Annotated in this window: 18 protein-coding genes; 9 read left to right on the forward strand and 9 right to left on the reverse strand. The window is 59.7% G+C overall.

The features are described from left to right. Window positions 1–5: 5 nt before the first annotated feature. Complete coding sequence (locus tag KW824_RS08370) at window positions 6–1,430, forward strand: PTS transporter subunit EIIC (RefSeq protein WP_218409514.1); 1,425 nt, start codon at window positions 6–8, stop codon at window positions 1,428–1,430. On the opposite strand, the gene KW824_RS08375 is transcribed toward KW824_RS08370, so the two are convergent. After that, window positions 1,431–2,303, reverse strand: a complete 873-nt coding sequence (locus KW824_RS08375) for a LysR family transcriptional regulator (protein ID WP_218409515.1) — start codon at window positions 2,301–2,303, stop codon at window positions 1,431–1,433. Window positions 2,304–2,403: 100 nt separating this feature from the next. On the opposite strand from KW824_RS08375, the gene KW824_RS08380 reads away from it, so the two are divergent. The 3 genes from KW824_RS08380 to KW824_RS08390 all read left to right on the forward strand — a co-directional run bounded on the left by KW824_RS08380 (window position 2,404) and on the right by KW824_RS08390 (window position 5,598). After that, entirely contained in the window at window positions 2,404–3,420 is a 1,017-nt protein-coding gene (locus tag KW824_RS08380; protein WP_218409516.1) for a zinc-binding alcohol dehydrogenase family protein, read from the forward strand. Between the two features lie 533 nt (window positions 3,421–3,953). Beyond that, entirely contained in the window at window positions 3,954–4,832 is an 879-nt protein-coding gene (prmA, locus tag KW824_RS08385; RefSeq protein ID WP_005326544.1) for a 50S ribosomal protein L11 methyltransferase, read from the forward strand. A 217-nt stretch (window positions 4,833–5,049) separates the two neighbouring features. Next, window positions 5,050–5,598 (forward strand): sugar O-acetyltransferase, encoded by a 549-nt coding sequence (locus KW824_RS08390; RefSeq protein WP_218409517.1) that lies wholly within the window; start codon window positions 5,050–5,052, stop codon window positions 5,596–5,598. A 366-nt stretch (window positions 5,599–5,964) separates the two neighbouring features. Here the strand turns inward: KW824_RS08390 and KW824_RS08395 are convergent, their stop codons facing one another. After that, complete coding sequence (locus KW824_RS08395) at window positions 5,965–6,513, reverse strand: NAD(P)H nitroreductase (RefSeq protein WP_218409518.1); 549 nt, start codon at window positions 6,511–6,513, stop codon at window positions 5,965–5,967. Window positions 6,514–6,656: 143 nt separating this feature from the next. Beyond that, entirely contained in the window at window positions 6,657–8,684 is a 2,028-nt protein-coding gene (locus KW824_RS08400) for an NADPH-dependent 2,4-dienoyl-CoA reductase (protein WP_218409519.1), read from the reverse strand. Window positions 8,685–8,990: 306 nt separating this feature from the next. On the opposite strand from KW824_RS08400, the gene sppA reads away from it, so the two are divergent. Continuing rightward, window positions 8,991–10,835, forward strand: a complete 1,845-nt coding sequence (sppA, locus tag KW824_RS08405) for a signal peptide peptidase SppA (protein WP_042648761.1) — start codon at window positions 8,991–8,993, stop codon at window positions 10,833–10,835. Window positions 10,836–10,897: 62 nt separating this feature from the next. Here sppA and KW824_RS08410 read toward each other — a convergent pair whose 3' ends face one another. Next, complete coding sequence (locus KW824_RS08410; RefSeq protein ID WP_005326535.1) at window positions 10,898–11,455, reverse strand: NUDIX domain-containing protein; 558 nt, start codon at window positions 11,453–11,455, stop codon at window positions 10,898–10,900. Then, complete coding sequence (locus KW824_RS08415; RefSeq protein WP_041205173.1) at window positions 11,452–12,255, reverse strand: DUF2989 domain-containing protein; 804 nt, start codon at window positions 12,253–12,255, stop codon at window positions 11,452–11,454. The genes KW824_RS08410 and KW824_RS08415 overlap by 4 nt, the downstream gene beginning before the upstream one ends. A gap of 210 nt (window positions 12,256–12,465) precedes the next feature. Between KW824_RS08415 and KW824_RS08420 the strand changes: the two genes are divergently transcribed. Both KW824_RS08420 and KW824_RS08425 read left to right on the forward strand, forming a co-directional pair. Beyond that, the gene (locus KW824_RS08420) at window positions 12,466–13,899 is read left to right on the forward strand and encodes a glyceraldehyde-3-phosphate dehydrogenase (protein ID WP_218409520.1); all 1,434 of its coding nucleotides are present in this window, start codon (window positions 12,466–12,468) and stop codon (window positions 13,897–13,899) included. Between the two features lie 34 nt (window positions 13,900–13,933). Further along, a complete protein-coding gene (locus tag KW824_RS08425; RefSeq protein ID WP_218409521.1) occupies window positions 13,934–14,212 on the forward strand; it encodes a YeaC family protein in 279 nt (92 codons plus the stop codon). Between the two features lie 98 nt (window positions 14,213–14,310). On the opposite strand, the gene KW824_RS08430 is transcribed toward KW824_RS08425, so the two are convergent. The 3 genes from KW824_RS08430 to ansA form a co-directional block, all read right to left on the reverse strand. Then, window positions 14,311–15,969 (reverse strand): VWA domain-containing protein, encoded by a 1,659-nt coding sequence (locus KW824_RS08430; protein WP_218409522.1) that lies wholly within the window; start codon window positions 15,967–15,969, stop codon window positions 14,311–14,313. Between the two features lie 8 nt (window positions 15,970–15,977). Continuing rightward, window positions 15,978–18,038 carry an AAA family ATPase gene (locus tag KW824_RS08435; RefSeq protein ID WP_218409523.1) on the reverse strand — a complete coding sequence of 687 codons (2,061 nt, stop codon included), beginning with the start codon at window positions 18,036–18,038 and terminating at the stop codon, window positions 15,978–15,980. A gap of 268 nt (window positions 18,039–18,306) precedes the next feature. Beyond that, entirely contained in the window at window positions 18,307–19,314 is a 1,008-nt protein-coding gene (gene ansA / locus KW824_RS08440) for an asparaginase (RefSeq protein ID WP_042648756.1), read from the reverse strand. Window positions 19,315–19,746: 432 nt separating this feature from the next. Here ansA and gltS point away from each other — a divergent pair, with 432 nt between their 5' ends. Next, window positions 19,747–20,946 carry a sodium/glutamate symporter gene (gene gltS / locus KW824_RS08445; RefSeq protein WP_005326527.1) on the forward strand — a complete coding sequence of 400 codons (1,200 nt, stop codon included), beginning with the start codon at window positions 19,747–19,749 and terminating at the stop codon, window positions 20,944–20,946. A 176-nt stretch (window positions 20,947–21,122) separates the two neighbouring features. Continuing rightward, window positions 21,123–23,456: an EAL domain-containing protein gene (locus KW824_RS08450; RefSeq protein ID WP_218409524.1), complete on the forward strand. Its 2,334-nt coding sequence runs from the start codon at window positions 21,123–21,125 to the stop codon at window positions 23,454–23,456. A 160-nt stretch (window positions 23,457–23,616) separates the two neighbouring features. Here KW824_RS08450 and KW824_RS08455 read toward each other — a convergent pair whose 3' ends face one another. Beyond that, window positions 23,617–25,488 carry a methyl-accepting chemotaxis protein gene (locus tag KW824_RS08455; protein ID WP_218409525.1) on the reverse strand — a complete coding sequence of 624 codons (1,872 nt, stop codon included), beginning with the start codon at window positions 25,486–25,488 and terminating at the stop codon, window positions 23,617–23,619. Between the last annotated feature and the right edge of the window lie 124 nt (window positions 25,489–25,612).

The raw sequence follows: 25,612 nt of genomic DNA on the forward strand, positions 1-25,612 counted from the left end.
CCCTTATGCCAGTTCAGAACGCCAGAAAGATCCTGACCCAGTCCCTGCAACGGCTCGGTTATGCCCTGTTGCTGCCCGTCTCCATCCTGCCGCTGGCGGCCCTGCTCTATCGGCTCGGCCAGCCGGACGTGCTGGATCTGGCGGTGCTCTCCCTGGCCGGACGCGCCCTGTTCAGCCAGATGCCGCTCATCTATGCGGTGGCCATCGCCTTCGGGCTGAGCCGGCAGGGGCAAGGGGCGCAGGCCCTGGCCGGCGCGGTCAACTTCCTGCTGCTGAGCTCGGCGCTCGCCACCCTGAAGCCCGGTCTGCATGCGGACATGATCTGCGGCCTGCTGGCGGGCCTGACCACCGCCATGGTCTGCTCCTGGACCCGCAGCCTCTCCCTCCCCGGCTGGCTGCGACCGCTGCAGGAAGAGCTGCCCGGCCTGCTGCTCTCGGCCCTGGCCAGCCTGCTGCTGGTCGTGCCCCTGGCCCTGCTCTGGCCGCTGCTGGAGCAAGGCATCACCCTGCTCGCCTCCGACCTGCTCACCACGCCGTTTGGCGCCTTCTGCTACGGCGTGCTGAACCGGCTGCTGATCCCCCTCGGCCTTCACCAGGTGCTGGGCAGCCTCATGGGTCTGGGGGAGAGCAACCTGCAGGCGCTCTCCGCCGCCCAGCCGCTGCACGAGGGCTATGTGGCGGGTCTCTATCCGGTCATCATGTTCGGCCTGCCCGGCGCCTGTTTTGCCATCTGGCTCCATCGCCAGCGGATGCGGCGCCTGCCGCAGGGGGGCTTGCTGCTCACCCTGGCGCTCACCTCGGCCCTGGTGGGGATCACCGAACCCATCGAATTCCTGTTCGCCTTCACCGCCCCCTGGCTGTTCTTGGCCCATGCCCTGCTGACCGGGTTGTCGCTCGCCATCTGCAGCGGGCTCGGCATCCAGGTGGGCAGTTACTTCTCCGCCGGGCTGCTGGATCTGGTGCTCAGCTACGGCTCAGGTGAACACAGTTTCTGGCTCATCCCCCTCGGCATCCTGTTCTTCGTCATCTATGCCCTGGTCTTCTCCCGGCTGCTTGAGTACGCCCCCCTCAGCCTGCCGAGCAAGCCCATCGCCGAGGAGCTGCCCCAGCTCGCGACCGTGGCCCCCACTGATCCCCAGATGCTGGCCATCCAGTACCTCAAGATGCTGGGAGGCATGGACAACCTGCAGGCCATGAGCGTCTGCCTGACGCGCCTCAGCCTGCGGGTGCGGGAGATGGCGCTGGTGGATCAGTCCCGTCTGGCCAGGCTCGGCTGCCTCTCCTGGATCCAGCTCAACGAGCATCAGCTGGTGTTGGTGCTGGGCCCCAACGCCGGTCTCATCGAGGGGCAGATCCGCATGCTGGCAGAGCGACAGTCGGTGCCGCTCGGTCTCGAACCCGGTCAGGCCCCCCTCAGCCAGCACCGCTGATCAGGCGAAGGGCAGCCGCTCGGCGACGAAGTCCATCAGGCTGCGCAGGGCGGGTGCCAGATGCTCGCGGCTCGGGTAGATGAGATAGAAGGGGTTGGGGGGTATGGGGTGATCCGGCAGCACCTTCAGCAGGCGCCCCGCCGCCAGATCGTCCCGGCAGACATGATCCGGCAACAGGGCGATCCCCCCTTCGTGCAGTGCCAGCTCCCTCAGCGCCAGCAGGCTGTTGCTGATGCAGGCCCCTTGCGGCCGCCAGCCCCCCTCCAGCAACGGCCATACCGGCAGCGACGTGTGCACCAGGCAGGCATGCCCCCCCAGATCCGTCAGTTGCTGTGGCGTGCCCTGGCTCGCCAGATAACCCGGGGCCGCCACCAGGTGGCGCGCCACCTGGCCGATGCGCCGGCAGATGAGGCTCGAATCTTTGAGCGGCGCCGCCCGCAGCGCCAGATCGTAACCCTCCCCCACCAGATCGAGCTGCTCGTCGCTCAAGGTCAACTCCAGCACCACCTCGGGATAGAGGGCGCGAAACTCGGCCAGGATCCGGCCAAGCAGCAGGGTGCCTGTGGCCTCGGGGGCGGTGATCCGCACCCGGCCTGCCGGGGCCGAGCGCAGCCTGGCCATGGCCAGATTGGCGCTTCTCGCCAGGGCCAGCAGGGCCTGGCAATGCTCCACATAGACCTCCCCCTGGGGAGTCAGGCTGAGCCTGCGGGTGGTGCGCTGCAACAGTCGCACCCCGAGCCGTGATTCGAGGCGTGAGATCTTCTGGCTCACCGAGGACTTGGGCATGCCGAGCACCTCGGCCGCCCCGGTAAAACTGCCCTGCTCCACCACGGTGGCGAACAGCCCCATCAACTCCAGTTCGACATTGTTCATATATACAAACAGTCTGTCCCGATTACCCATCTTAATCGAAATAATCAACCAGACTAGACTCGCTGGCAATCCCACTCATACCGATTTGAAAGGAACTGCCATGAAAGCCATCGCCATCACCCATTATCTGCCAAGCGATCACCCCCACTGCTTCATCGAGACTGAACTGCCGGATCCCACCCCGGGCCCGCGTGATCTGTTGGTGAAAGTAACGGCAACCTCGGTCAACCCGGTGGACACCAAGGTGCGCGCCCCCAAGGCCAAGGTGGAGGCGACGCCCCGCGTGCTGGGCTGGGATGCCGTGGGGGAAGTGGTGGCCGTGGGCCGCGAGGTGACCTTGTTCAAGGCGGGCGACCGCGTCTGGTATGCCGGCGACATCAGCCGCCCCGGCAGCAACAGCGCTCTGCAACGGGTGGATGAGCGCATCGCCGCCCTCGCCCCCAAGACCCTGAGCGACCTGGAAGCCGCCGCCCTGCCCCTGACCGCCATCACAGCCTGGGAAACCCTGTTCGAGCGCATCGGCCTCAACCGTGAAAGTACCGGGCGACTGCTTGTCATAGGTGGCGCCGGCGGCGTCGGCTCCATCGCCATCCAGCTGGCCCGTCAGCTCACCGGAATGGAGGTGATCGCCACCGCCTCCCGACCTGAAACCCGTGACTGGTGCCTGGCCATGGGCGCCCACCAGGTAGTGAGTCATCACAACCTGCAGGAAGAGCTGGCCGGCCTTGGCATCAGCCAGCTCGATGCCATCTTCTGCACCAATGCCACCGAGCAGCACTGGGCCGCCATGGCGAGCCTCATTCGCCCCTTCGGTCACATCTGCACCATTGCCGAATCCAGCGAGCCCTGGGATCTGGGCCTGCTCAAGGCCAAGAGCGTCACCTTCAGCCAGGAGTTCATGTTTACCCGCTCCCTGTTCCAGACCCCGGACATGATCGAGCAGCACAAGCTGCTCGGCCGGGTCGCCGCCCTGCTGGACCAAGGGGGGCTCAAGAGCACGCTCACTCGCACCCTGCCCGCACTGACTCCGGCCAGCCTGGCACAGGCCCATCGCGAGCTGGAGGCGGGCCGCATGGTGGGCAAGCTGGTGATCGACATGAGCGGCTTTGCCAGCTGAGGTCCTTGCAGCCAGGGATCCCCACAGCCATGCGACCTATTCCCTTATAGGTAAAAAATGCACCATCATGGGGTGAAATCACCAGTGACAAGCCCCAAGAGTGCACAGCCCCACGGCCGATCTGTGCCCCTGACGGGCCCCTTCCCCCGAAAAAACCATAAAAAGAGGCCATCCCGCCGGGATGGCCCTTAAAACCTGAACGTTGGGGTAACAATCACACACATATCCTTATGCAGGACAGGTGGAACTTTGCAGATTGCGTGCCAATGTCTGCTTTTATCCGCAAAATGACCGTTTTTCAGCGCACCGGCATAAAAAAAGCCACCCGAAGGTGGCTGAAAAAGATGACGGAACTTCATAGAGCAAAGCATTCAGCGGGAACAAGTTGCTTCCCGTCACCCAGTAAGGAATACATTAACCGTGCCAACTTGGCAGAGTTGCCTTCCTTCCCCATCCCATCATGGGCAAACCACGACAGCACAGGCCCATGATGATAGAATCCCGCGGTTTCACATTTATGAAGAGTCGACCCCATGCCCTGGATACAAATTCGAATCAACGCCACCGCCAAGACTGCGGACAAGGTGAGCAACATGCTGCTGGGGCGTGGAGCCCAGGCGGTGACCTTTATGGATGCCCAGGATGTGCCCGTCTACGAGCCACTGCCTGGTGAAACGCCGCTCTGGGGCGAGACCGAGGTGATGGGGCTGTTCGATGCCGAAACCGACCCGGCTCCCACCATCGCCTTCTTCCAGCAGATCTTCGGGGAAGACGTCGGCTACAAGGTCGAGCAGCTGGAGGACAAGGACTGGGTGCGCGAGTGGATGGATCACTTCCACCCGATGCAGTTCGGCGAGCGGCTCTGGATCTGCCCGAGCTGGCGTGACGTCCCCAACCCGGACGCGGTCAACGTCATGCTAGATCCGGGCCTGGCCTTCGGTACCGGCACCCACCCCACCACGGCGCTCTGCCTGCAGTGGCTGGATGGGCTGGATCTGGCCGGCAAGACGGTAGTCGACTTCGGTTGTGGCTCCGGCATCCTCGGCATCGCCGCCCTGAAGCTCGGCGCCGCCCGTGTCATCGGCATCGACATCGACCCGCAGGCCATCCAGGCCAGCCATGACAACGCCGAACGTAACGGCGTCGCCGGCCAGATCGAACTCTACCTGCCTGCCGACCAACCGCAAGACGTCGAAGCTGACGTGGTGGTGGCCAATATCCTGGCCGGCCCGCTGCGCGAGCTCGCGCCGCTCATCGCCGGCCACGGCAAGCCCGGCAGCCTGATGGCGCTCTCCGGCGTGCTGGAGAGCCAGGCCCCGGAGCTGGAGACCATCTACAGCCAGTGGTTCGACATGGACCCGACCGCGGTGAAGGAAGAGTGGTGTCGCCTCTCAGGCCGCAAGCACGGCTGATAGAGACCGTCATCTTGATGCCTGCAGCCACAAAGACGGCTGATAGCAACAGGTATCCTCTATACCTGCAGTAGCAAACCAACAAGGGCACCCCAGGGTGCCCTTGTCGTTTCCCGGCGCCAGCTGCGCGCCCTTCTGCCCACTCTGGGGAGAGCTTCACGATTCTATTGCCCTTGATGACTTATCCTCTCCTCCTTCACCCCATTGAGGCCTAGCCATGACCGAATACGAAAAGATGATCGCCAGCCAGCCTTACAACTGCATGGCCCAGGAGCTGGATGCGATACGCCGGGAGACGGCGTGCCGCTATCGCCGCTTCAATCGCGCGGAAGAGGAGCAGCAGCAGTTGGCGCTGCTCAAAGAGATCGTCAGCGAGCTGGCGGAGGGCGCCTTTATCTGCCCGCCCCTCTACTGCACCTATGGCCGCCACATCCACCTTGGCGAGCGCAGCTACATCAATATGGGGGCCACCCTGCTGGACAACGCGCCTATCCGCATCGGCGCCGATGTCATGATAGGGCCGAACGTGCAGATCTATACCGCCGCCCACGCCCTGGACGCCGATGAGCGCATCCAGGGGGTAGAAACAGCGCTGCCGGTGACCATAGAAGACAGGGTCTGGATCGGTGGTGGCGCCATACTGCTGCCGGGGGTCACCATAGGACGGGAGGCCATCGTCGGTGCGGGCGCCGTGGTGACCAGAGACGTCCCTGCCGGAGCCCGGGTGGTGGGCAACCCGGCCCGCATCCTGCCCACCAAGGTCTAGATGCCAGTGACCGGCAGCTAGGGGCCCACAAATGCCGTGGTGCTGGCGCAGAAAAACGCCCATAAAAATAAAGCCCAATGTCATAACGACGCTGGGCTGTAAAAAGGTGCTACGGAATTGCGACTCTCATCGCAGAAAATTAGAAGGGGTCACCTTCTAAACTGGCAGTGGGATAATAACGGGGCGCAAACGTTTTACATAGGGTAATCAACCAGGATTGAGAACAGCCTCTCACTATTCAAAAAATGTCCGGCCAACCCCCTACCCCCCTCTTGGCAAGCCTCCAATTTTGAGTACAGCCCGATGTCGTTCCGGGGGGAATAAAAAAGCCCTGAATAATCAGGGCTCTTGTGCATTATCTTTGACTCAGAAGCGACGTACGAAGTCGGCGATCGGCAACTCCCGCAACTTGCGCGCCTCCAGCATGGGGGTGCCCAGGTAGAGGAAGCCCACCAGTTGATCGTCCGGTGCCAACCCCAGCCCCCGATTGATCACCTCGTCGAAGATGAACCAGCCGGAGCGCCAGATGCCGTTGAACCCCTGTGCCTGGGCCGCCATCTGCATCGCCATCAGGGCGCAGCCAGCGGAGAGCTCCTGCTCCAGCTTCGGCACCTTGGGGTGCGCCTGATAACGGGTCGCGACGGCCACCACCAGGGGCGCTCGCAGGGGCGCGGCGCGGCTCTTCTCGATGCTATCTTCATCCTCGCGGCGGGTGCGAGCGGCGTCCGCCAACAGTGCCCCCAGACGCTCACGCCCCTCCCCTTCAAACAGGATGAACTGCCAGGGAGTCAGGGTGCCGTGATCCGGCGCCCGCAGGCCGGCCTTCAGAATATTGTCGAGCACCTCGCCACTCGGGGCCGGGGTGGTCAGACGGCCACAGGAGTGGCGGTTGAGTAACAGGGAGAGGGCATCCATGGTCAGTTCCTTATCAGGAGGCAATGATGGCGCTACCTTAGCACAGCCCGAAGGGGAGCACAGCCAGGGCCGGTCGGCGCCACCAATGGAAACCCCCTGATAGTCAGGGGGTTATCATCATACTGTCGGCTCAGGCCAAGGCGCTAGATAACGGACGCCAGCTCGGCCCCCTGGCGGATGGCGCGTTTGGCGTCCAGCTCCGCCGCCACGTCGGCACCGCCTATGATGTGCACCGGCTTGCCCGCCGCCTGCAGGCCGGCCTGCAGCTCCCGCAGGGGCTCCTGTCCGGCGCAGATGATCACCTGATCCACCGGCAGGCACTGTCTGGCTTCCCCCACCTGAATGTGAAGCCCTTCATCATCGATGCGCAGGTACTGCACGCCGGAGAGCATCTGCACCTTGCGGTTCTTCAATACGGTGCGGTGGATCCAGCCGGTGGTCTTGCCGAGGCCATCCCCCACCTTGCTCTCCTTGCGCTGGAGCAGCCAGATCTGGCGCTCGGGAGCGTCGATCACCGGTGTCATCAGACCGCCGCGCTCGCCGAGGCTCTTGTCGATGCCCCACTCCCTGAGCCAGTGATCGCGATGATGATCCGCGCTCCCCTCCGCCTTCTTCTCCACCAGGAACTCGGCCACGTCGAAGCCGATGCCGCCGGCCCCGATCACCGCCACCTTGTCGCCCACCGGCTTGCCATCGCGCAGCACGTCGAGGTAACTCAGCACCTTGGGGTGATCGATGCCGGGAATGTTGGGGGTGCGAGGACGTATGCCGGTGGCGAGGATCACCTCGTCAAAACCACCGCCAAGCAGGCTCTCGGCACTCTGGCGCTGGCCGAGATAGAGTTCGACGCCGCACTTTTCCAACCGTCTGGCGAAATAGCGCAGGGTCTCGTGAAACTCCTCCTTGCCCGGGATCTGCTTGGCGAAGTTGAACTGGCCGCCTATGGTCGGCGCCTGATCGAACAGGCTCACCTGATGGCCGCGCTCGGCGGCGTAGCAGGCGAATGCCAGCCCGGCCGGCCCGGCCCCCACCACCGCCAGCCTCTTGGGCTGGGGCACCCGGCCGAAATTGAGCTCGGTCTCGAAGCAGGCGCGGGGATTGACCAGGCAGGAGGCGCGTTTTTGCTTGAATACGTGATCCAGGCAGGCCTGGTTGCAGGCGATGCAGGTGTTGATCTCGTCCGCCCGGTTCTCGGCGGCCTTGATGACAAACTCGGGGTCTGCCAGGAAGGGGCGCGCCATGGAGACCATGTCCGCCTCCCCCTGCGCCAGGATGCGCTCGGCCACCTCGGGGGTATTGATGCGGTTGGTGGTGATAAGCGGCACGGTGAGGTGCTTTTTCAGCTCGGCGGTCACCCAGCTGAAGGCGCCGCGCGGCACGCTGGTGGCTATGGTGGGGATGCGCGCCTCGTGCCAACCGATGCCGGTGTTGATGAGGCTCACCCCGGCCTGCTCCAGCGCCTTCCCGAGCGCTATGACCTCCTCCAGAGAGGAGCCCTTCTCCACCAGATCCAGCATGGAGAGGCGGAAGATGATGATGAAGTCGGTGCCGACCCGCTCGCGAATGGCCCGCACTATTTCCAGCGGGAAACGCATGCGGTTTTCGCTGCTGCCGCCCCAGCCGTCGCTGCGCTGGTTGGTGCGCTCGCAGATGAACTGGTTGATGAGATAACCTTCCGACCCCATCACCTCGACACCGTCATAGCCCGCCGCCTTGGCCAGTGCCGCGGTCGAGGCAAAGTCCCGTATGGTGCCGCGGATCTGCCGCTCGCTCATGGCCCGCGGCTTGAACGGAGAGATGGGAGCCCGGATGGCGCTCGGCGCCAGGCTGAACGGATGATAGGCATAGCGACCGGCATGGAGGATCTGCAGGGCTATCTTGCCCCCCTCCTGATGCACGGCGCCGGTCACCTTCTTGTGCTTGGCGACCTGCCAGGGGAAGCTGAGCTGCGAGCCATGGGGCACCAGGCGCCCCCGCAGGTTGGGGGCGATGCCACCGGTGACGATGAGGGCGACACCGCCGCGGGCGCGCTCGGCATAGAAGGCGGCCAGCTTGTCAAAGCCCCCCTTCTCCTCCTCGAGGCCGGTGTGCATGGAGCCCATCAATACCCGGTTCTTGAGCTGGGTAAAGCCGAGATCCAGGGGTGTCAGCAGCGTTGGATACAGGCTCATGACGCACTCCTTTTAGAGGCAGACGCACAAGATGCCGCCAGCACATGGTGACGAAGAAGGGGACTGCGGGGGGTCAGCAACGTCGGGTAGCGGCTCACAGGGCCTCCAGTTAATTTTTTGTTATCAAATTGAGGCTAGAGTAAAGAATCGAAAATCCTTTTTCAAACAAATGTTTGGACATTTTTTCAGCGAACAGCCGTGTCCTGAAGCCAGGGAGAGCGATCCCAGCCAAGCGAAAATGGCAATTGGCGGGTCAACTGGTTAATAATGCCCTTCTCTACCCATTAACAGGGCGTTAGCACGGCTATGTCTATTTTCAAAGGTCTGGGGTGGCTGTTTCGCAGCCTCTGGCGTCTGCTCAACTTTACCCGCTTGATGCTGGTCAATCTGCTGTTTCTCATCGTCGTGCTGGTCATCGCCTTCAGCCTCAACCAGAGCGAGACACCCAGCACCCCCATCGAGGGCGCCCTCACCCTCAATCTCGCCGGCGTACTGGTCGAACAACGCACTCAAACCGATCCGACCGTGCAACTGCTGAGGCAGGTGGAGAAAAGCGACGATCAGCCGAGCGAAATCGTGCTCTCCGACCTGTTGTGGGCCATCAAGAGCGCCGGGGATGACGATCGCATCAAGGCACTGGTGCTCAAGCCCCAGGGGTTGCAGGGGGCCAGCCTCTCCAAGCTGCAGGAGGTGGCAAGCGCCATCGACGCATTCAAGGAGAGCGGCAAACCGGTCATCGCCATGGCCGACTACTACAGCCAGGGCGCCTACCTGCTCGCCGCCCACGCAGACCACGTGCTGCTCAACCAGAGCGGCGCCGTGCTGATCGAAGGCTTTGGCGTCTACCAGACCTACTTCAAGTCGGCGCTGGAGAAGCTCAACGTCACCCCCCATGTGTTCAAGGTCGGCACCTACAAATCCTTCGTCGAGCCCTATACCCGGGATGAGATGTCCCCCGAGAGCAAGGAGGCGAACCAGCGCTGGCTGGATCAGCTGTGGCAATCCTATGTGGCCGACGTGGCCGAGCAGCGGGAGATAGAGCCAGATGCCGTCGCACCAGACAAGGATCACTTCCTCGACCTGCTGCGCAAGGCCGGTGGCAATGCCGCCAGCTACGCCCTCGACAACGGCCTGGTGGATCAGCTCGCCACCCGTGACGAGATGACCCAGGCGGTTATCAAGGAGGTGGGCGAGAGCGAGGATCACGGCTGGAAAGGGGTCGGCCTGAAAGAGTATCTGGCCGCCATCCCCGAGCAATATCCCCAGAGCGGCAAGGATGAGGTGGGTCTCATCACCGCCAGCGGCGCCATCATGGACGGGGTGCAACCCGCCGGTACCATAGGCGGCGACAGCCTGGCCGATCTGCTGGCCGAAGCCCGCCGCGATGACCAGGTGAAGGCCGTTGTGCTGCGGGTCGACAGCCCGGGTGGCAGCGCCTTCGCCGCCGAGCAGATCCGCGCCGAGCTGCTGGCCCTGAAGCAGGCTGGCAAGCCGGTGGTCATCTCCATGGGCAGCTACGCCGCCTCCGGTGGCTACTGGATCTCCGCCGATGCGGACAAGATCTTCGCCTCCCCCACCACCCTCACCGGCTCCATCGGGGTGTTCGGCATGTTCGCCACTATCGACAAGGCGCTCTCCCAGTACGGGGTGCACACCGACGGCATCGGCACCACGGACTTCGTGGGGATCGGGCTGACCCGGGCCCTGCCGGAGCACGTCGGTCAGGCCATCCAGCTGAGCGTGGAAGACACCTACCAGCGCTTCGTCGGTCTGGTCGGCAAGGGCCGGGGTCTGAGCCCGGAAGAGGCGGAGAAAGCCGCCGAAGGCCGGGTCTGGACCGGCCTGGATGCCAAGGCGCTGGGGCTGGTGGACGAGTTCGGCAATCTGGACGACGCCCTCAAGGCCGCCGCCGAGCTCGCCAACCTCAAGAGCTGGCAGGTCACCCCCATAGCGCCGGAAGAGTCGGCAAGGGACAAGTTCCTGCGCGAGCTGTTCGACAGCAGCGCCCAGGCGCTGGCCCCGCACCTGCAAAGCTGGCTGCCCGCCGGGTTGGGCAAGGCGCTGGTGGAGATGAACCGCAGCCTGGACCCGCTGACCCGTTTCAATGACCCGCAAGGCACCTACGCCTTCTGCCCGGTCTGCGTGCCCTGATCCGGCAGCGACAATAAAAAACCGCCGAATGGCGGTTTTTTATTGTCAGCACTCCATGGTGATCAGCTCAGCAGACCCGCATCCACCCAGTGCTGCAACTCGGCCAGCACCCTCGTCTCGCGCACCGTCCACTGGGGGCAGGGGCCAGCCAGCTGGGTCTTATTGGTCTGCAGGGCCTCTTCCAGTGCGAACCAGCCCGGGGTGAAACCAAGGCGTATCTCGTAGGGTTGGGGGCGCGGCTCGCTCCACGCCTCCCCCACCTGGCAGAGGTAATAGAAAGAGCGGATGCAGTAGGCGTCGTAGTCGGCCTCGCGGGCGGCGCGAAACTCCCGGGTCTGCCCGAGCAGCAGACCCACGGCCACCAGCTCGGCGCCGCACTCTTCCCGCAGCTCCCGGGCCAAGGCGGTACTGTGGCACTCCCCCGCCTCTATTCCGCCCCCGGGGAACATCAGATCCCCGTTGACGCGAGAGTGCACCAACAGCAGTTCATCCCCGCGCATCACCACGGCCCTGACCGTGGTCCGCTCGAGCACCCGCCCCTCGCAGGGAACCTGACCATGGACGAGGCGGATGTCGAACGCATGGGCCCATTCACGGGCACTGGGTGGTAGCGGGATCATGGGGCCTGGTAGCTCCCTTCCCTGAGGGCGTCGACTATGGTGGCGGCCGCCTGATCCAGCCTCTCCTGCTGCTCCTTGCCGATAGCATGGTAGATCCCGAGGCGGGTGGATGACACCTCGGGGGTCTCCTGAAACGACTCGCTCACCTTGCCCCACTGATAGGCCAGATCAAATGCTTTCTGCCCCATGTAGAGGGTGCTGAGGGCGGTGAGGATCCGGCTGTTGACCTTGTCCCCTTCCCCGTAGAGGGAAAGTGCATGGTGCATCAAGGCGATGGCCTTCTGGGGCTCGCTCTTGGCATAGATACCCCCCAGGGCCAGTTGCAGCTCCGGCTCCTCGAGGGCGGGGGTGCCTTCCAGCGCAAGGAAGCTGGCACGGGCCGCTGGATTGGTGTTGTTGGTCCAATGCCAGAGCAGCAGATAGGGATCCTGGGAACCACGGGTCTGCGCATCCAGCTGCGCCAGCTGAGCGCCGGCAGCCAGCATGCCCTCCACCCTGGGGCTCTTCTGCTCGCGGGCCCGCTTGTATTCGATGTTGGTGGAGTGCTCGGCACACTGCAGATAACGCTCCAGGCCACGCATCAACTCGTACTGGCGTCTGTCCGTGCCCTCCTCCTGGAGGTAGTAGCGGGCACGGATGACATCGCTGCGCTCATGGCGACACCAGCCGTCGTCCACCAGATCCTCACACAGAGTCGGGGATTGGGAGCAGATGTTGTGGATCCTGTCGTCGTCGCAGGCCATCAGCGTCAGACAACAGGCGAGGGGGAGCAGTAACGGACGCTGTGAGAATAGGGTCATGGTTCACATCTGGTTGGTAACAATCGCAACCCGCACTGGCCACCGCCAACTAGCAAACAGGCTACATATCCATTACAATGCGCGCGCCGTATAAGGCCGCGACTGCAGAATAATATAACGAAACCGTCAGCCCTACACTGATCTGCATTCGACGAATGTCAATTTGCCCAGGCAACTTGCTTCAACAACGTGAAATAAAGGATCTGGTTAATGACCCACGAGCACTACTTGCAGGCGTGGCAGGAGAGCCAGGAGCTCGCCGAAGCCATGCAGCCCTTGATTGGTCGCCTCTACCGCCAGCAAGGGATAGAGATCACCCTCTACGGGCGCCCGCTGCAGAACGCCTCCACCATCGACATCCTCAAGGCCCACCGGGTCGTTCGCCGCCACCAGGGCGCCCCCCTCCCCATCCAGCAAAGCTTCCCCCTGCTCCAGGCCATGGTCGCCCTGAACCCGACCGCCGCCGAAGTGGACCTCGGCAAGCTGGCCGTGGGCTACTGGCAGGATCATCAGGATGAAGCCGGCATAGACGACTACCTGCGAGCCAAACTGGCCCCGGCCCTGAACCGGGCCAGCGTGCCGGCACCGACCGACGTGGTGCTTTACGGCTTTGGCCGCATCGGCCGCCTGCTGGCCCGGCTGCTGATCGAGCGCACCGGCGCCGCCAACTCCCTGCGCCTGCGCGCCATCGTCGTGCGCGGCGGCCGCGAGGGGGATCTCGAGAAGCGGGCCAGCCTGCTGCGCCGTGACTCGGTGCACGGCCCCTTCAACGGCTCCATCGAGGTGGATAGTGATCGCAGCGCCATCATCGCCAATGGCACCTTCATCCAGGTAATCTACGCCAACAGCCCGGCCGACATCGACTACACCGCCTATGGCATCGACAATGCGCTGATCGTCGACAACACCGGGGTCTGGCGCGATGAGGCAGGCCTGTCCGAACACCTCAAGGCTCGTGGCGCCGCCCGGGTGCTATTGACCGCTCCCGGCAAGGGGGAGATGAAGAACGTGGTGTTCGGGGTCAACCACGAGGTGATAGGCCCGGATGACAAGATAGTCTCCGCCGCCTCCTGCACCACTAACGCCATCACCCCGGTGCTCAAGGTGATGCAGGACAAGTTCGGCATCCGCCACGGCCACGTGGAGACGGTGCACTCCTACACCAACGACCAGAACCTCATCGACAACTATCACAAGGGCGAGCGACGCGGTCGCAGCGCGGCCCTCAACATGGTGATGACCAGCACCGGCGCCGCCAAGGCGGTGGCCAAGGCGCTGCCGGAGCTCAAGGGCAAGCTGACCGGCAACGCCATCCGGGTGCCCACCCCCAACGTCTCGCTGGCCATCATCAACCTGAGCATGGAACAAGCCACCGACAGAGAGAGCCTCAACGCCTATCTGCAGCAGATGGCCCTGAGCTCAGCCCTGCATCGCCAGATCGATTTCAGCGCCAGCACCGAGCTGGTCTCCTCTGACATGGTGGGTTCCCGCTTCGCGGGCATAGTGGACTCCCAGGCCACCATCGCCGAGGGGGATCACTGCGTGCTGTACGTGTGGTATGACAACGAGTTCGGGTACAGTTGTCAGGTAGTACGGGTAATGGAGCAGATGGCCGGCGTAGTCCGTCAGGATCTGCCAGCCTGATCCCTTCATGGCTCAATTTTCAAGGAGAGGCCGAATGTCGTTTCAACAGGTGATAGGGCAGATGCCCAAGGAAGTGTACGAGCGGCTCAAGACCGCGGTCGAGCTCGGCAAATGGCCGGATGGCCAGCCCCTCACCGACGAGCAGAAGGCCACCTCGCTGCAGGCCGTGATGGCCTGGCAGGCGATGCACCTCGAGAATCCCGAGCACATGAACATAGGCCGTGACGGCGAGATCGTGATGAAGAGCAAGAGCGAGCTCAAACGCCAGTATCGCGATGAGGAAGAGATAGTGCGGGTCGACCTTAGCCACTGAGGCGGGCCGCACCTCGTCCATTGCGGCGACGAAGCAAAAGAGGGGGAGCCAATATGACTCCCCCTCTTTATCTCATTCTTCGAACACACTACCGACCCCTATAAGACTACGACTTCGTCACTGAATCGGTCAGCAACTCGTTGACCATGGCAAAGTACCGAATAAATTGAACAATCCAGCATCTTCTTTCTAGTTTGCAGGTATTCGATGTAGTCATCCGAAAGAACACAATCACCATCAGAGATCATCAGAATATCGGCCTTCTCATATGCCTTGGCATCCCTGATGATCTCACAGGCGCGGTTCAGCGGTGTTTCGAAGTCCGTTCCGCCACCAAATCCTTGTCGCAAGAAATGGAGCAACCCCGCAGCACAGTTTTCTTCATGTATGGCATATTCTCTCAACTCCCCATTGTCACCAAAGAGCACTACATGCAGAGAACGCCGCTCTTGTTGCAGGATTGCCGACACAGCCAGCAATAACGCCCTGGCTTTCAGTAGTGGGGCCCCACTCATGCTACCGGATGTATCCAGGCAGGCGACCACAGGCCCTGTGCGCTTTTGCTCCAACTCCAGTCGCTCACCCTGAGTCAATGTGACGCCCTGCAACTCGTAAGTCATCAGGTTTTGCTCCAAAAAACGGGCGTAGAACAGAGTTTCCAGCGCCTCATCTTCCAGATTGACCAACTCGGTAGGAAGCAAACGAGCTAGATCATCACTACGGTGAGTACCGTGTACCTCACTCTTGCTTGCCTGAGGGAGCCGGGCCTGTTTTTTCTTCTCCTCCGAGATATAGGCGCGGCCCATCTTATGAACTAACTCTTTTATGGCATGATTTTGCTGTAACTGCCTGGCTAATGGTTCAATATCATCACTACATAATTTGAGATCGTGATAAGAGAAGTTGGCACCGGAACAGGCCGTCAACAAGGGCTTGGCCTTTTCATAGGTAGTATCTATATCACCTAATAACTGACCGTAACCTGCCATCTTTGTACGGATTTCAGCAGGCAGTTCCTCGTCGACCAGCTCTGCCTCATAGGCTTTACACTCTGCCAGCTCGGCCCGAAGCGCGGCCATCACCTCCTCACTGAGAGGCTGGTTTTTAAGATGTTCTTCCTGGGCCTGCCAATCCGGTTCCGGGGCAGGATTATCCGCCATCGAGCCGTCCCAGTCCCATAATCGCCATTTGGTTGCACCCAACTTATATCTGGTAGACTCTTTTAGCGCTTTGATGGTCGGTTCCCAGCTCTCGTCAATAATATTCATTGTTGATAACAGGCTATTAAACCAAGAAGAACCTCTACTTTGGGGTGAATGTTTGACACATCGGGCCGAAAAAACATGGCAATTCGCAAATACCAGCCCATAAAAACCTCGGTCGCCAATATGACTCACGGCCTTGTCAGCCACCACCTCACAACCGACAGCCCCATCACTGTCACAGGAGACATAGATCTTGCGGCCCAGCTTGCTTTTTGAGGTAAAACTGGCTGGGTCGCATCGATTTACTGTGCTTTCAGCAACATCTGTGACTTCTATGTTGGCGATCTCTTGATCGCCAACATAGATACCGGAATGTTCTGCACCTAACCAAAGGTCGCAATAAAGCACACTACCTGGTTGTGGGGTTACCTGATCACGAAAATTGCTGTCAATAAAGTATTTGATGCCCTTTATCCCAAGCGGTATTACAGCCGTAGCACCGCTGATGCCTCGCCATAATGAGCTGGCTATGCCAGTTAATAGACCAAACATAGCGCCCCTTATACCCAAAGATTGGCATTCATCTGCTGCAGTAACAGATCGATTTTGTCTGACGCTGATGTCTGCTCGCCTATCGGATTGTTAGCAGCCTTCAATCCAACGGATTGCAATTTGGGGCTATTGGTTTGATCGTCCCATTGCCATACATTATCAAAATTCCATCCCAACGAGTGCTCTAAGAGACTCTGATTTAATCTAATCTCATCAATCAACTTTCCATTTCTGATGTCATCGAGAACATGGAGTCTATTTGTATCTGTACTCAAGTTGTCCAATAATTCTGTGTTGCTACGCTCATAGCAAAACCCGTAAGGATTTTCAATATTTGTCGATACGCGCCCCAATGCACATTTAGTTATTTTACTGGCGGTCGCACCTCTAGTTAAATACCCTGAATATGAGAATGAATTTGCTGCAGATATAAACTCACCTGTAATAAAACATCTTGCTACTGTACTGTTACTGCACGAGTGGATAACACCACCAGCTGACTTTCCATAATAATTACAATTATCTATCGAAAAAAAACAATCCATAACCATGCAACTATCAACCAATATTGATAGCTTGGGATGATCATCACCTACCGCACGACCATAAATATGGCACTTAGATACTTCAGTTCTTTTTAAAGATTGGTCAGCTAGGCTACCAGCTATGACACACCCTATGATTCTGCTGTCGTTCGCACTATTTAAAAACATAGTTTGCCCAACTTCGCAGAAAGTTATCTCACTAAAACTGGAGTTATTCGCCAGCGAGCAATATTTTACACGCAAGTTTTTAATGATCGAATTTGAGAATATGTTATTGAATAGGGCTTCCTTTCTACCTCTACCCTGAATAGTAAAATCAGCACCATCATAAACCCCCTTAAAGTCAATTACAGGGAATGTTTTCAATGCAGCGAGATCAATATTTTCTGTTTGCCGAAAAAAATACCCCTCCCTTCCGACACAGTCTTCTTCAAGGCGGCCAAAGTCATGGAGATTTTTAATTAGTATAGGATCATCCTCGGTGCCTTTACCTTCTAAGCCGGGAATAATGCCAATGGACTTATCACTTGATGAACGGCCAGAGTTATTGGTTGAAGTGACCTGATTATAAGATACGTTGTCACGATTACCCTTTGAAGAAATTTGACTATATGGCCGCAATATATTGTGAATTAGGGATGTTACTTTCCCTTTGTTATCAACATGATTCCACAAACAATAGCGTAATAGCATTAAATCTGAGAGATCAACCTCGTCTCTATCGTTGGTCAAGGCAGATACCTTCAGCAGGTGAATAACTTTTACCAAACGCCGATCAGATAATCCCTCTCTACGATCTTCTTTAAACAACTCGTTATGTTTTTTCCAAATATCCAAAATAGTTTCCTGAATCAACTCAGGGATTTTTACACTCGTAACTTGTTTATCAAATTCTGCTAGCTCACCCAATCTCAATGGGGTCAAGTGTTCTAGGTGCTCACTATTTTCCAGGGTAAAAAGCTTATGCAAATTATCTTCGCTCACATAATCAACGAAGCTACGCAGTAAGAAGCGATCATACAGTGCACTCAATTCTTCCTGACCGGTCGGCAGTTCATTGGACGCTGCGATCAGGCTGCGTAGCGGCACCTTCTGCACTGATGAACCATTGTGATAGATACGTTCGTTAAGAATGGTCAGCAGAGCATTGAGAATGGAGGAGCTGGCCTTAAATATCTCATCGAGAAACGCGACCTGCACCGATGGCAGATACCCAACCGTATTGCGCTCAAAACGATCCTCTTTCAGCTTGGAGATGGAGAGGGGGCCAAAGATCTCCTCGGGTGTTGAAAATTTGGTCAGCAGATATTCAAAATGGCTGGCACCCTCTTTGTCATCATCCTTCAGCGCCTTGGCGACCTGACGAGAGATAAGGCTCTTTGCCGTTCCCGGTGGACCCACCAGCAGGACATTTTCCCCTGCCAGCAGAGAAAGCAATGCCAGCTTCATCGCCTCATCGCGATCCACCAATCCTTCGTTAAGCTGTGCCAACAGGGCTGCCAGTTTGTGTTTGATTTCGATCATCTGCCGTTCATCCTTCACTCAGTCACGCGTTAACTACACCGAAAAATAGATTCAAATTAACCCCACGTGCACAATCTACCATGAACATCGCCAATGAGCAGGACATCAGTCACTGTTATGTGCTCTGTGCTGGATGGAAAAACATATTTTTTTCAGTTAGATACTGTGTCAACCATGATTCAGCCAACAACTGATCCATGAGTGGAAAAACAAGAGGGGAGCCATCATGGCTCCCCTCTCTTTTTGCGCTGTGCAGCGAGCTTTACCTTCAGGGCGTCAGCTCACCGCGCAGGGACTGCTGCATCAGCTCACGGATACGCGGCGCCGGCAGATCCTGGCTCAACAGGAAGTGCAGCTTGGTGAGCGCCGCCTCCGCGGTCATGTCGAAGCCCGAGATGACCCCGGCCCGGGACAGCGCGTTGCCGGTGGCATAGCCTCCCATGTTGACCTTGCCGTGCAGGCACTGGCTCAGGTTGACGATGATGACGCCCCGAGCCGACGCCTCGGAGAGCAGCGCCAGCATAGCCGGGTTCTGCGGCGCGTTGCCCACCCCGAAGGATAGCAGGATCAACGCCCGCACCGGTTGCTGCAGGATGTTGGCGATCACCTCCGCCGAGATGCCGGGATAGAGGGTCACCACGCCGATGGGCTGGGGGGTGATGTCGTGCAGCACCAGCGGTCGCTCGGACGGCACGCCCAGTTCCCCCGCTTCCAGGGAGATGGCGATACCGGCGTTGAGCAGCGGCGGGTAGTTCGGTGAATCGAAGGCGTGGAAGCCGTCCGCGTGCACCTTCTTGCTGCGGTTGCCGCGATAGAGCTGATTGTTGAAAAACAGCGTGACCTCGTGGATCGGGTAGTTAGCCGCGATATAGAGGGCATTGAGCAGGTTCTGCTGGCCGTCGGAGCGCAGCTCGGCGAGCGGGATCTGGGAGCCGGTGATGATGACCGGCTTGTGCAGATCCTCGAGCATGAAGGAGAGCGCAGACGCGGTGAACGACATGGTGTCGGTGCCGTGCAGGATCACGAAGCCGTCGTACTGCTCGTAGTTGTCACGAATGTCCTCGGCGATGCGCTGCCAGTCCGCCGGGGTCATGTCGGAGGAGTCGATGAGGGGGGCATATTCGTGAATATGATAATCCGGCATCTCGGGCCGGTGGAACTCGGGCATCCGCGCCAGACAATCTTCCATGAAACCCGCCATCGGCACATAACCGTGGTCGGAACGCTGCATCCCTATGGTGCCGCCCGTGTAGGCGATATAGATAGACTTCTTCACACCCTCTCCTCTCTCTGGACTGACAACCGGCAGACATTTAAAGGCTTAGCCGGTTCCTTCACTTCCTATTCCGGTGCCGCTCATGGGCGGGAAACTGGCGAATTATAGAGACTGCCGCTGCAAATGACAGCAGTCATTGTTGCGGGCCGGAGCACGCCCAGCGCGCAGTTTTAAATGCTAGGTTAATGCACTGTTTTGAGCATTAATATGATGAACATGGATATAAACGGTGATTTTTGCTACTATCCGGCGAATTTTTCATAAATGTCATCTGGATGCCTGATGAAATCGGGCTCGCATCGATCCCATTTTTACCTGGGACTGGGCCCGTGGCCCCCTCTTGAACTGGCGCCTGCGCCACACTGTTTCATCCCGGCTGAATCTGTGCGTCTTTCTCGCCAAAGACACAGCCGATCAACATGGGAGTACCGCATGATACAACTTGATTCCTACGCCACCCTGGTCGCCGCCACCCTGGTGCTGCTGCTCGGCCGTCTGCTGGTCAACCGGATTGGCCCCCTGCGCACCTTCAACATCCCCAAACCGGTGGCAGGCGGCCTGGTGGTCGCTCTGGTGCTGCTGCTGCTGCGCTCCACCATGCAGCTTGAACTGCAATTTGACACCACACTGCAAACCCCGCTGATGCTGGCCTTCTTCGCCTCCATCGGCCTCTCCGCCGATCTGGGCAGCCTCAAGCGCGGCGGCAAGGCGGTGATCACCTTCCTGCTGGTGGTCACCGGCCTGCTGCTGGTGCAAAACAGCCTGGGGGTCGGTCTGGCCACCCTGCTGGGTCTGGACCCCCACATGGGGCTGCTGGCCGGCTCCATCACCCTCTCCGGCGGCCACGGCACCGGCGCGGCCTGGGGCTCCATCTTCACCGAAAAGTACGGCGTGCAATCCGCCGCCGAGCTCGCCATCGCCTGCGCCACCTTCGGTCTGGTGCTGGGGGGACTGATCGGCGGTCCTGTCGCCCGCTACCTGGTGAAGAAGGTGCAGGTGCCCGGCGAGGAGCACAACCGGGACGGCGCCCCCCAGGGCTTCGAGATGCCGGATATGGAGCGACCGCTGACCACCTTCAGCGTGATCGAGACCCTGGCCCTCATTGCCATCAGCCTGAAGGGGGGCGAGATGCTCTCTCTCTACCTCAAGGGCAGCGCCCTGGAGCTCCCGGTCTTCGTCTGCGTGCTGTTCGTCGGCGTGCTGCTGCGCAACCTGCTGACCCTGCTGAACTGGCACGAGGTGAGTGATCGGGAAGTCTCTCTGCTCGGCAACGTCAGCCTGTCGCTCTTCCTCGCCATGGCGCTGATGAGCCTGAAGCTGTGGGATCTCGCCAGCCTGGCCCTGCCCATCTTCATCCTGCTGGCCGCCCAGACGGTGGCGATGGCGCTCTACGCCATCTTCGTCACCTTCAGGGTCATGGGCCGCAACTATGACGCAGCCGTGCTGGCGGCGGGCCACTGCGGCTTCGGTCTGGGCGCCACCCCCACCGCCATCGCCAACATGCAGGCCATCACCCAACGCTTCGGCCCCTCCCACCTGGCGTTTCTGGTGGTGCCCATGGTGGGTGCCTTCTTCATCGACATCATCAATGCCGTGGTGATCAAGCTGTTCCTGGCTCTGCCCTTCCTGTAATTCCCGTCCTCTCAGACGCAATATGCGCAAGAACCCTCAGTCCGGAGGATTCTGGTGACCAAAGCCCCCTCTTTTTGCAAAGAGGGGGCTTTTTGCTCAATAGGAGTCAGACAGCGACCGCATTGATCACCTTCCACTACTATTGGCATAAGACATAGTCAATGCGAGGTGGTGCGGTGAGACTCAATAGTCTGCGCAATAAAGTGTCTCTCTATCTTCTGCTGCTGATCTCATGCGCAGCAGCCATCAGCTATGGCGTCAGCACGGCTGTACTCTCTGCCAATACCCGGATTTTAAACGAGCATAATCAGCAAGCAGCCCTGGATCGTGCACAGCAGTACATTGAATCCATGCAGAAAAGCCTCATGGTCAGCACACGGGACTATGCCGAATGGCGAGACTCCATTCGCTTCATCAATGGCAGCTTGCCCACTTATCTCGACGAGAACTTCAACGCGGGAACACTGGATAACCTCAATGCCCACTTTGTACTGTTCATCAGATCGGATCACTCGCTCTATCGTGTCATCGGTAGAGGGGGGGCAACCTACGTAACCTTGGGCGACTCCCACCCCATCTGGTCCAAAGCGCAGGACTATCTCTCTCACTACTGGTCATCACAACACACACGGGGATACACACTGAACGGCTGGTATCAAGAGCACCCCATCCTGCTAGCGGTTCATCCTGTTCAAGACCCTGATGCCACCAACCCGCACGTGGAGGGCTGGATAGCCATGATCCGCCAACTTGATGGGACAGACGTGCAACAGATCCGGGACATGACCAAACTGGACATCGAGTTTCTCCGAGATACAGGGGAGGCCCCTCTTGCCGAGCAGCGCGCTCTGCCAGACAGTGAAAATGCCCATCGCCTCATACTGCACGTCCCCCCGGATCACCAATTGCTGACGCAACAGCGGCTCAGCAATCGCATGCTACTCATCAACTCAACCCTGCTCCTGATCGCCGCCGGCCTGGGCACTATTACCATTTATGAACGCATGGTGATGCGTCGGCTCACCACTTTTACCCGCCTGGCCGAGCAATACAGCAGCTTGCAGCCCACAAGCAAACATTGGCCTTTATCGGGTAGTCCCGAGTTCGATACCCTGGCCAGGGCGCTCAATAGCATGGTGGAACAGCTCCGACTCTCGGAGCAGGCCCTCTACAACGAGGCCAGACGCGATGGACTGACCCAATTGGGCAACCGGAAATTGTTGAGCGAGCAGCTCAATCAGCATCCCTGCCTGCGCGCCAAACATGACCGTGGCCGCATTGCCTTGCTGATGATCGATCTGGACGATTTCAAGACCCTTAATGACAGTCTGGGGCACGAGACAGGGGATCAGGTCTTGCTAACCATCGCAGGGCGTCTCAAGCAGGCTATTCGTGGTGAAGACATGCTGTTTCGCATAGGTGGTGACGAATTTGCCATCATCACCAAGATGGTCAGAGAGGAAGAGGGTGCCATTTCGCTCGCCGAACGGCTGATGCTGACTATATCCGGCCAGCAAATCGAGCAGGGGGGACGAAAAATCCAGGTCGGTGCCTCTATCGGAATCGCTTACGATGATGGCGCCATGGGCGCAGATGAGCTCATCCGAAACGCCGACTTGGCCATGTATGATGCCAAGCAGGCGGGCAAACATTGCTACCGTTGTTATCGAGAGATCTTGCATCACCAGCTTTCACAGCGCATGCAGCTGGAACAAGCGCTGCGGGAAGCGTTGCAACTGCGACAATTTGAGGTCTGGTATCAACCCATCATGGATGTGGAAAGTGACCGCGTCGCCATGGTGGAAACCCTGTGCCGCTGGCCCACCCCAACGGGGTTCTGCCCCCCCAGTGTATTTATCCCTCTGGCAGAACAGGCCGGGCTGATTATCCCCCTGGGCAAGTGGATTGCCGACCAGGCGATGGGAACGCTGCATGAACTGAGATACGCCTACCCCGACCTGAACATCAATATCAATCTGTCGGTACTGCAATTGATGGAGCCAGATCTGGTGACACAACTCGCCGAGCTGGCCGATCGTCATCAGTTGCCAAGAAGCGCGATCCATTTTGAACTAACGGAGAGTCTGTTTGCCGAGAATCACGGTCGCTTGGAAGATCAACTGCTGGCACTGACTCAAGCGGGATTCAAAATCCATCTTGATGACTTTGGCACCGGTTACTCCTCCCTGGAACGATTGCTATCTCTGCCTATCGATGCGATCAAACTGGACTACAGCTTCACCCAGACGCTGCTGAAAGGGGATGAAAGACTCGTCAAAGCGGTGCTTTTACTGGGACGTGAACTTGATATGCCAGTCATTGCAGAAGGCGTCGAGACCGAGGAGATGCGTATACAACTCTACCAATTGGGGTGCCATTTGATGCAAGGCTACCTGTTTGCGCATCCCATGAACAAAACCGATCTGACTCAATGGCTTGAACTCAAAACTGGCACGGCGCCCACCGGATTGGCAGAGACCTGTAGCCAAATGAATTCATTCACTCGCTGACGTTCCCAGGCGAACATGCCAGAGGGAGATCGCCTGGCGCAATTGACGTTTCGGCGCAAGCAGCGTTGACGACATACCAACAGCCCCTGACGAACAAGCCCCGCGCTCTCTCGAGTGCGGGGCTTGTTTATGTCAGCTCGAACAGGCTGCGACTGGCGTCTTAGAGGATAAAGGTCGACACCTGTTGGTTCAGATTGGTGGCGCGTCCCTTGAGGTTGTGCGCCTGATCGAGGTCGCGCATGGCGGAGGCGGTGATCTCGTCGCTCACATCCTTGATGGCGGTGGTGTTCTGGGTGATCTCACCGGTCACCTGGGTCTGCTCCTCGGCGGCAGTGGCGATCTGACCCGCCATGTCGGAGATAAGCGACACCGCCTGGGTGATCTCTTCGAGCGCAGCGGCGGCGGCATCGGCGTCCTTCACGCTGTTGTCGGCCAAGCCCTGGCTGGTCTGCATCAGGCTGACCGCACGGGCCGTGGTCTGCTGCAGGGTCTCTATGGTGGACTGGATCTCCTGGGTGGAGTCCTGGGTACGGCGCGACAGCACCCTCACCTCATCCGCCACCACGGCGAAACCACGGCCTTGCTCACCGGCGCGGGCCGCTTCGATGGCCGCGTTCAGCGCCAGCAGGTTGGTCTGCTCGGCGATGCCCTGGATGGTGGAGAGGATGCCGGAGATGGCCTGGGCGTGGCGGCTCAGCTCGCCGATGACGCCGGTGGCCTGACCCACCTCCTCGGCCAGGTTGTTGATGGACTGACGAGTCTGGTTCACCAGCATCTTGCCCTGCTCGCTGCTCTGGGCGGATTGCTGGGCGGCGGCGGCGGTATTCTCGGCGTTGCCGGCGATCTCCATGGTGGCGCTCGCCATCTCGGTGACCGCAGTGGCGACCATGGTCACCTCCTGCTGCTGGCGCTGCAGCTCTTCCACCGCGGCCTGGTTGGTTACCAGACTGCGCTCCGCATCGGCGTTCAGCTCGTTGGCAAGCTGGCGGATGTTGCCGATCAGCTGGTGCTGGCTGCCGACGAAACGGTTGAAGCTGTTGGCCAGCTGGCCTACCTCGTCATTGGCGTCGATCTTGATGCGCTGGGTCAGATCGCCGTTACCGTCGGCGATGCGGGCCAGAGCCTGGGAAACCTTGCCGAGCGGGCCCAGCAGCAGGCTCACCAGCCAGGAGATGGCGATGATGCTGCCCACCAGTACCAGCAGGGCCAGGCCGAGCTGGGTCATCAGCAGGGAGGAGAGCGGCGCCTCCAGGGTGGACTTGTCCAGCACCAGCACCAGCTCCCAGTCGGTGTTCGGGATGTCCGTCGCCCACAGCAGCTTGTCGCGGCCTTCGTTGTCAAAATAGACGGGGAGCAGGCTGTTGCTGCTCTTGCTCTGCTCGATCAGGGCATTGGAGAGATCATTGTCGATCTCGCTGGCAGGCTTCATCGCCTTGGCCGCATCTTTATAGGCGATGACGGTACCATCCTTGTGCATCAGGATGGCGACACCGTCCGCCGGCAGGGCCATCTTGGTGACATCCTCCACCAGGGAGGCGATGGAGAGGTCGCCGCCGACCACGCCGCCCTGGGCCGGCTGGGCCAGGGTCACCACCATGACGTTGTAGGCTACGTCCAGATAGGGTTTGGTGACGATCATGCCGCCCTTGGCCATGGCTTCCTGATACCAGCCACGAGAGCGGGGATCGTAACCGTCACGATTGATGGAGGGATCCGAGTCATTCATCTTGCCGCCGCCCTCACCGAAGTAGGTGAGCTGGAAGCGGCCGGACACCTGGGCCTGTTGCAGGGCGTTGAGGGGCTCGGAGCCGGCCTTGTTGCCAAGGGCCTGGATCACGTCGCGACGGGCGGCGAGCCAGTCACTGACACTGGCGGCCTGCTGGCTGCCGAGGCGCTGCACCTGTTCCTGACTGCCTTGCAGCAACAGGGACTTCTGGCTGCTGTAGCTCTGCCAGGAGAGCAGCAGGATCACCAGGGAGAGGGCGATCACCACAGACAACAGTATCTTCTGCTTGAGTGATAGGTTTTTCATCATGCTTTCTTCTTGTGGGGTCAGGAACAGGATTACTCGAAAAGTGCGCGGCACTCCATGTTGTTGTTAGCGGCCAAGGCGCACGAAACTGAAGTCGAAAATGGGGTAGCTGACGATATTTTCC

Source organism: Aeromonas sp. sif0611, assembly GCF_019218845.1.
In the GTDB taxonomy this organism is placed as follows: Bacteria; Pseudomonadota; Gammaproteobacteria; order Enterobacterales; family Aeromonadaceae; genus Aeromonas; species Aeromonas media.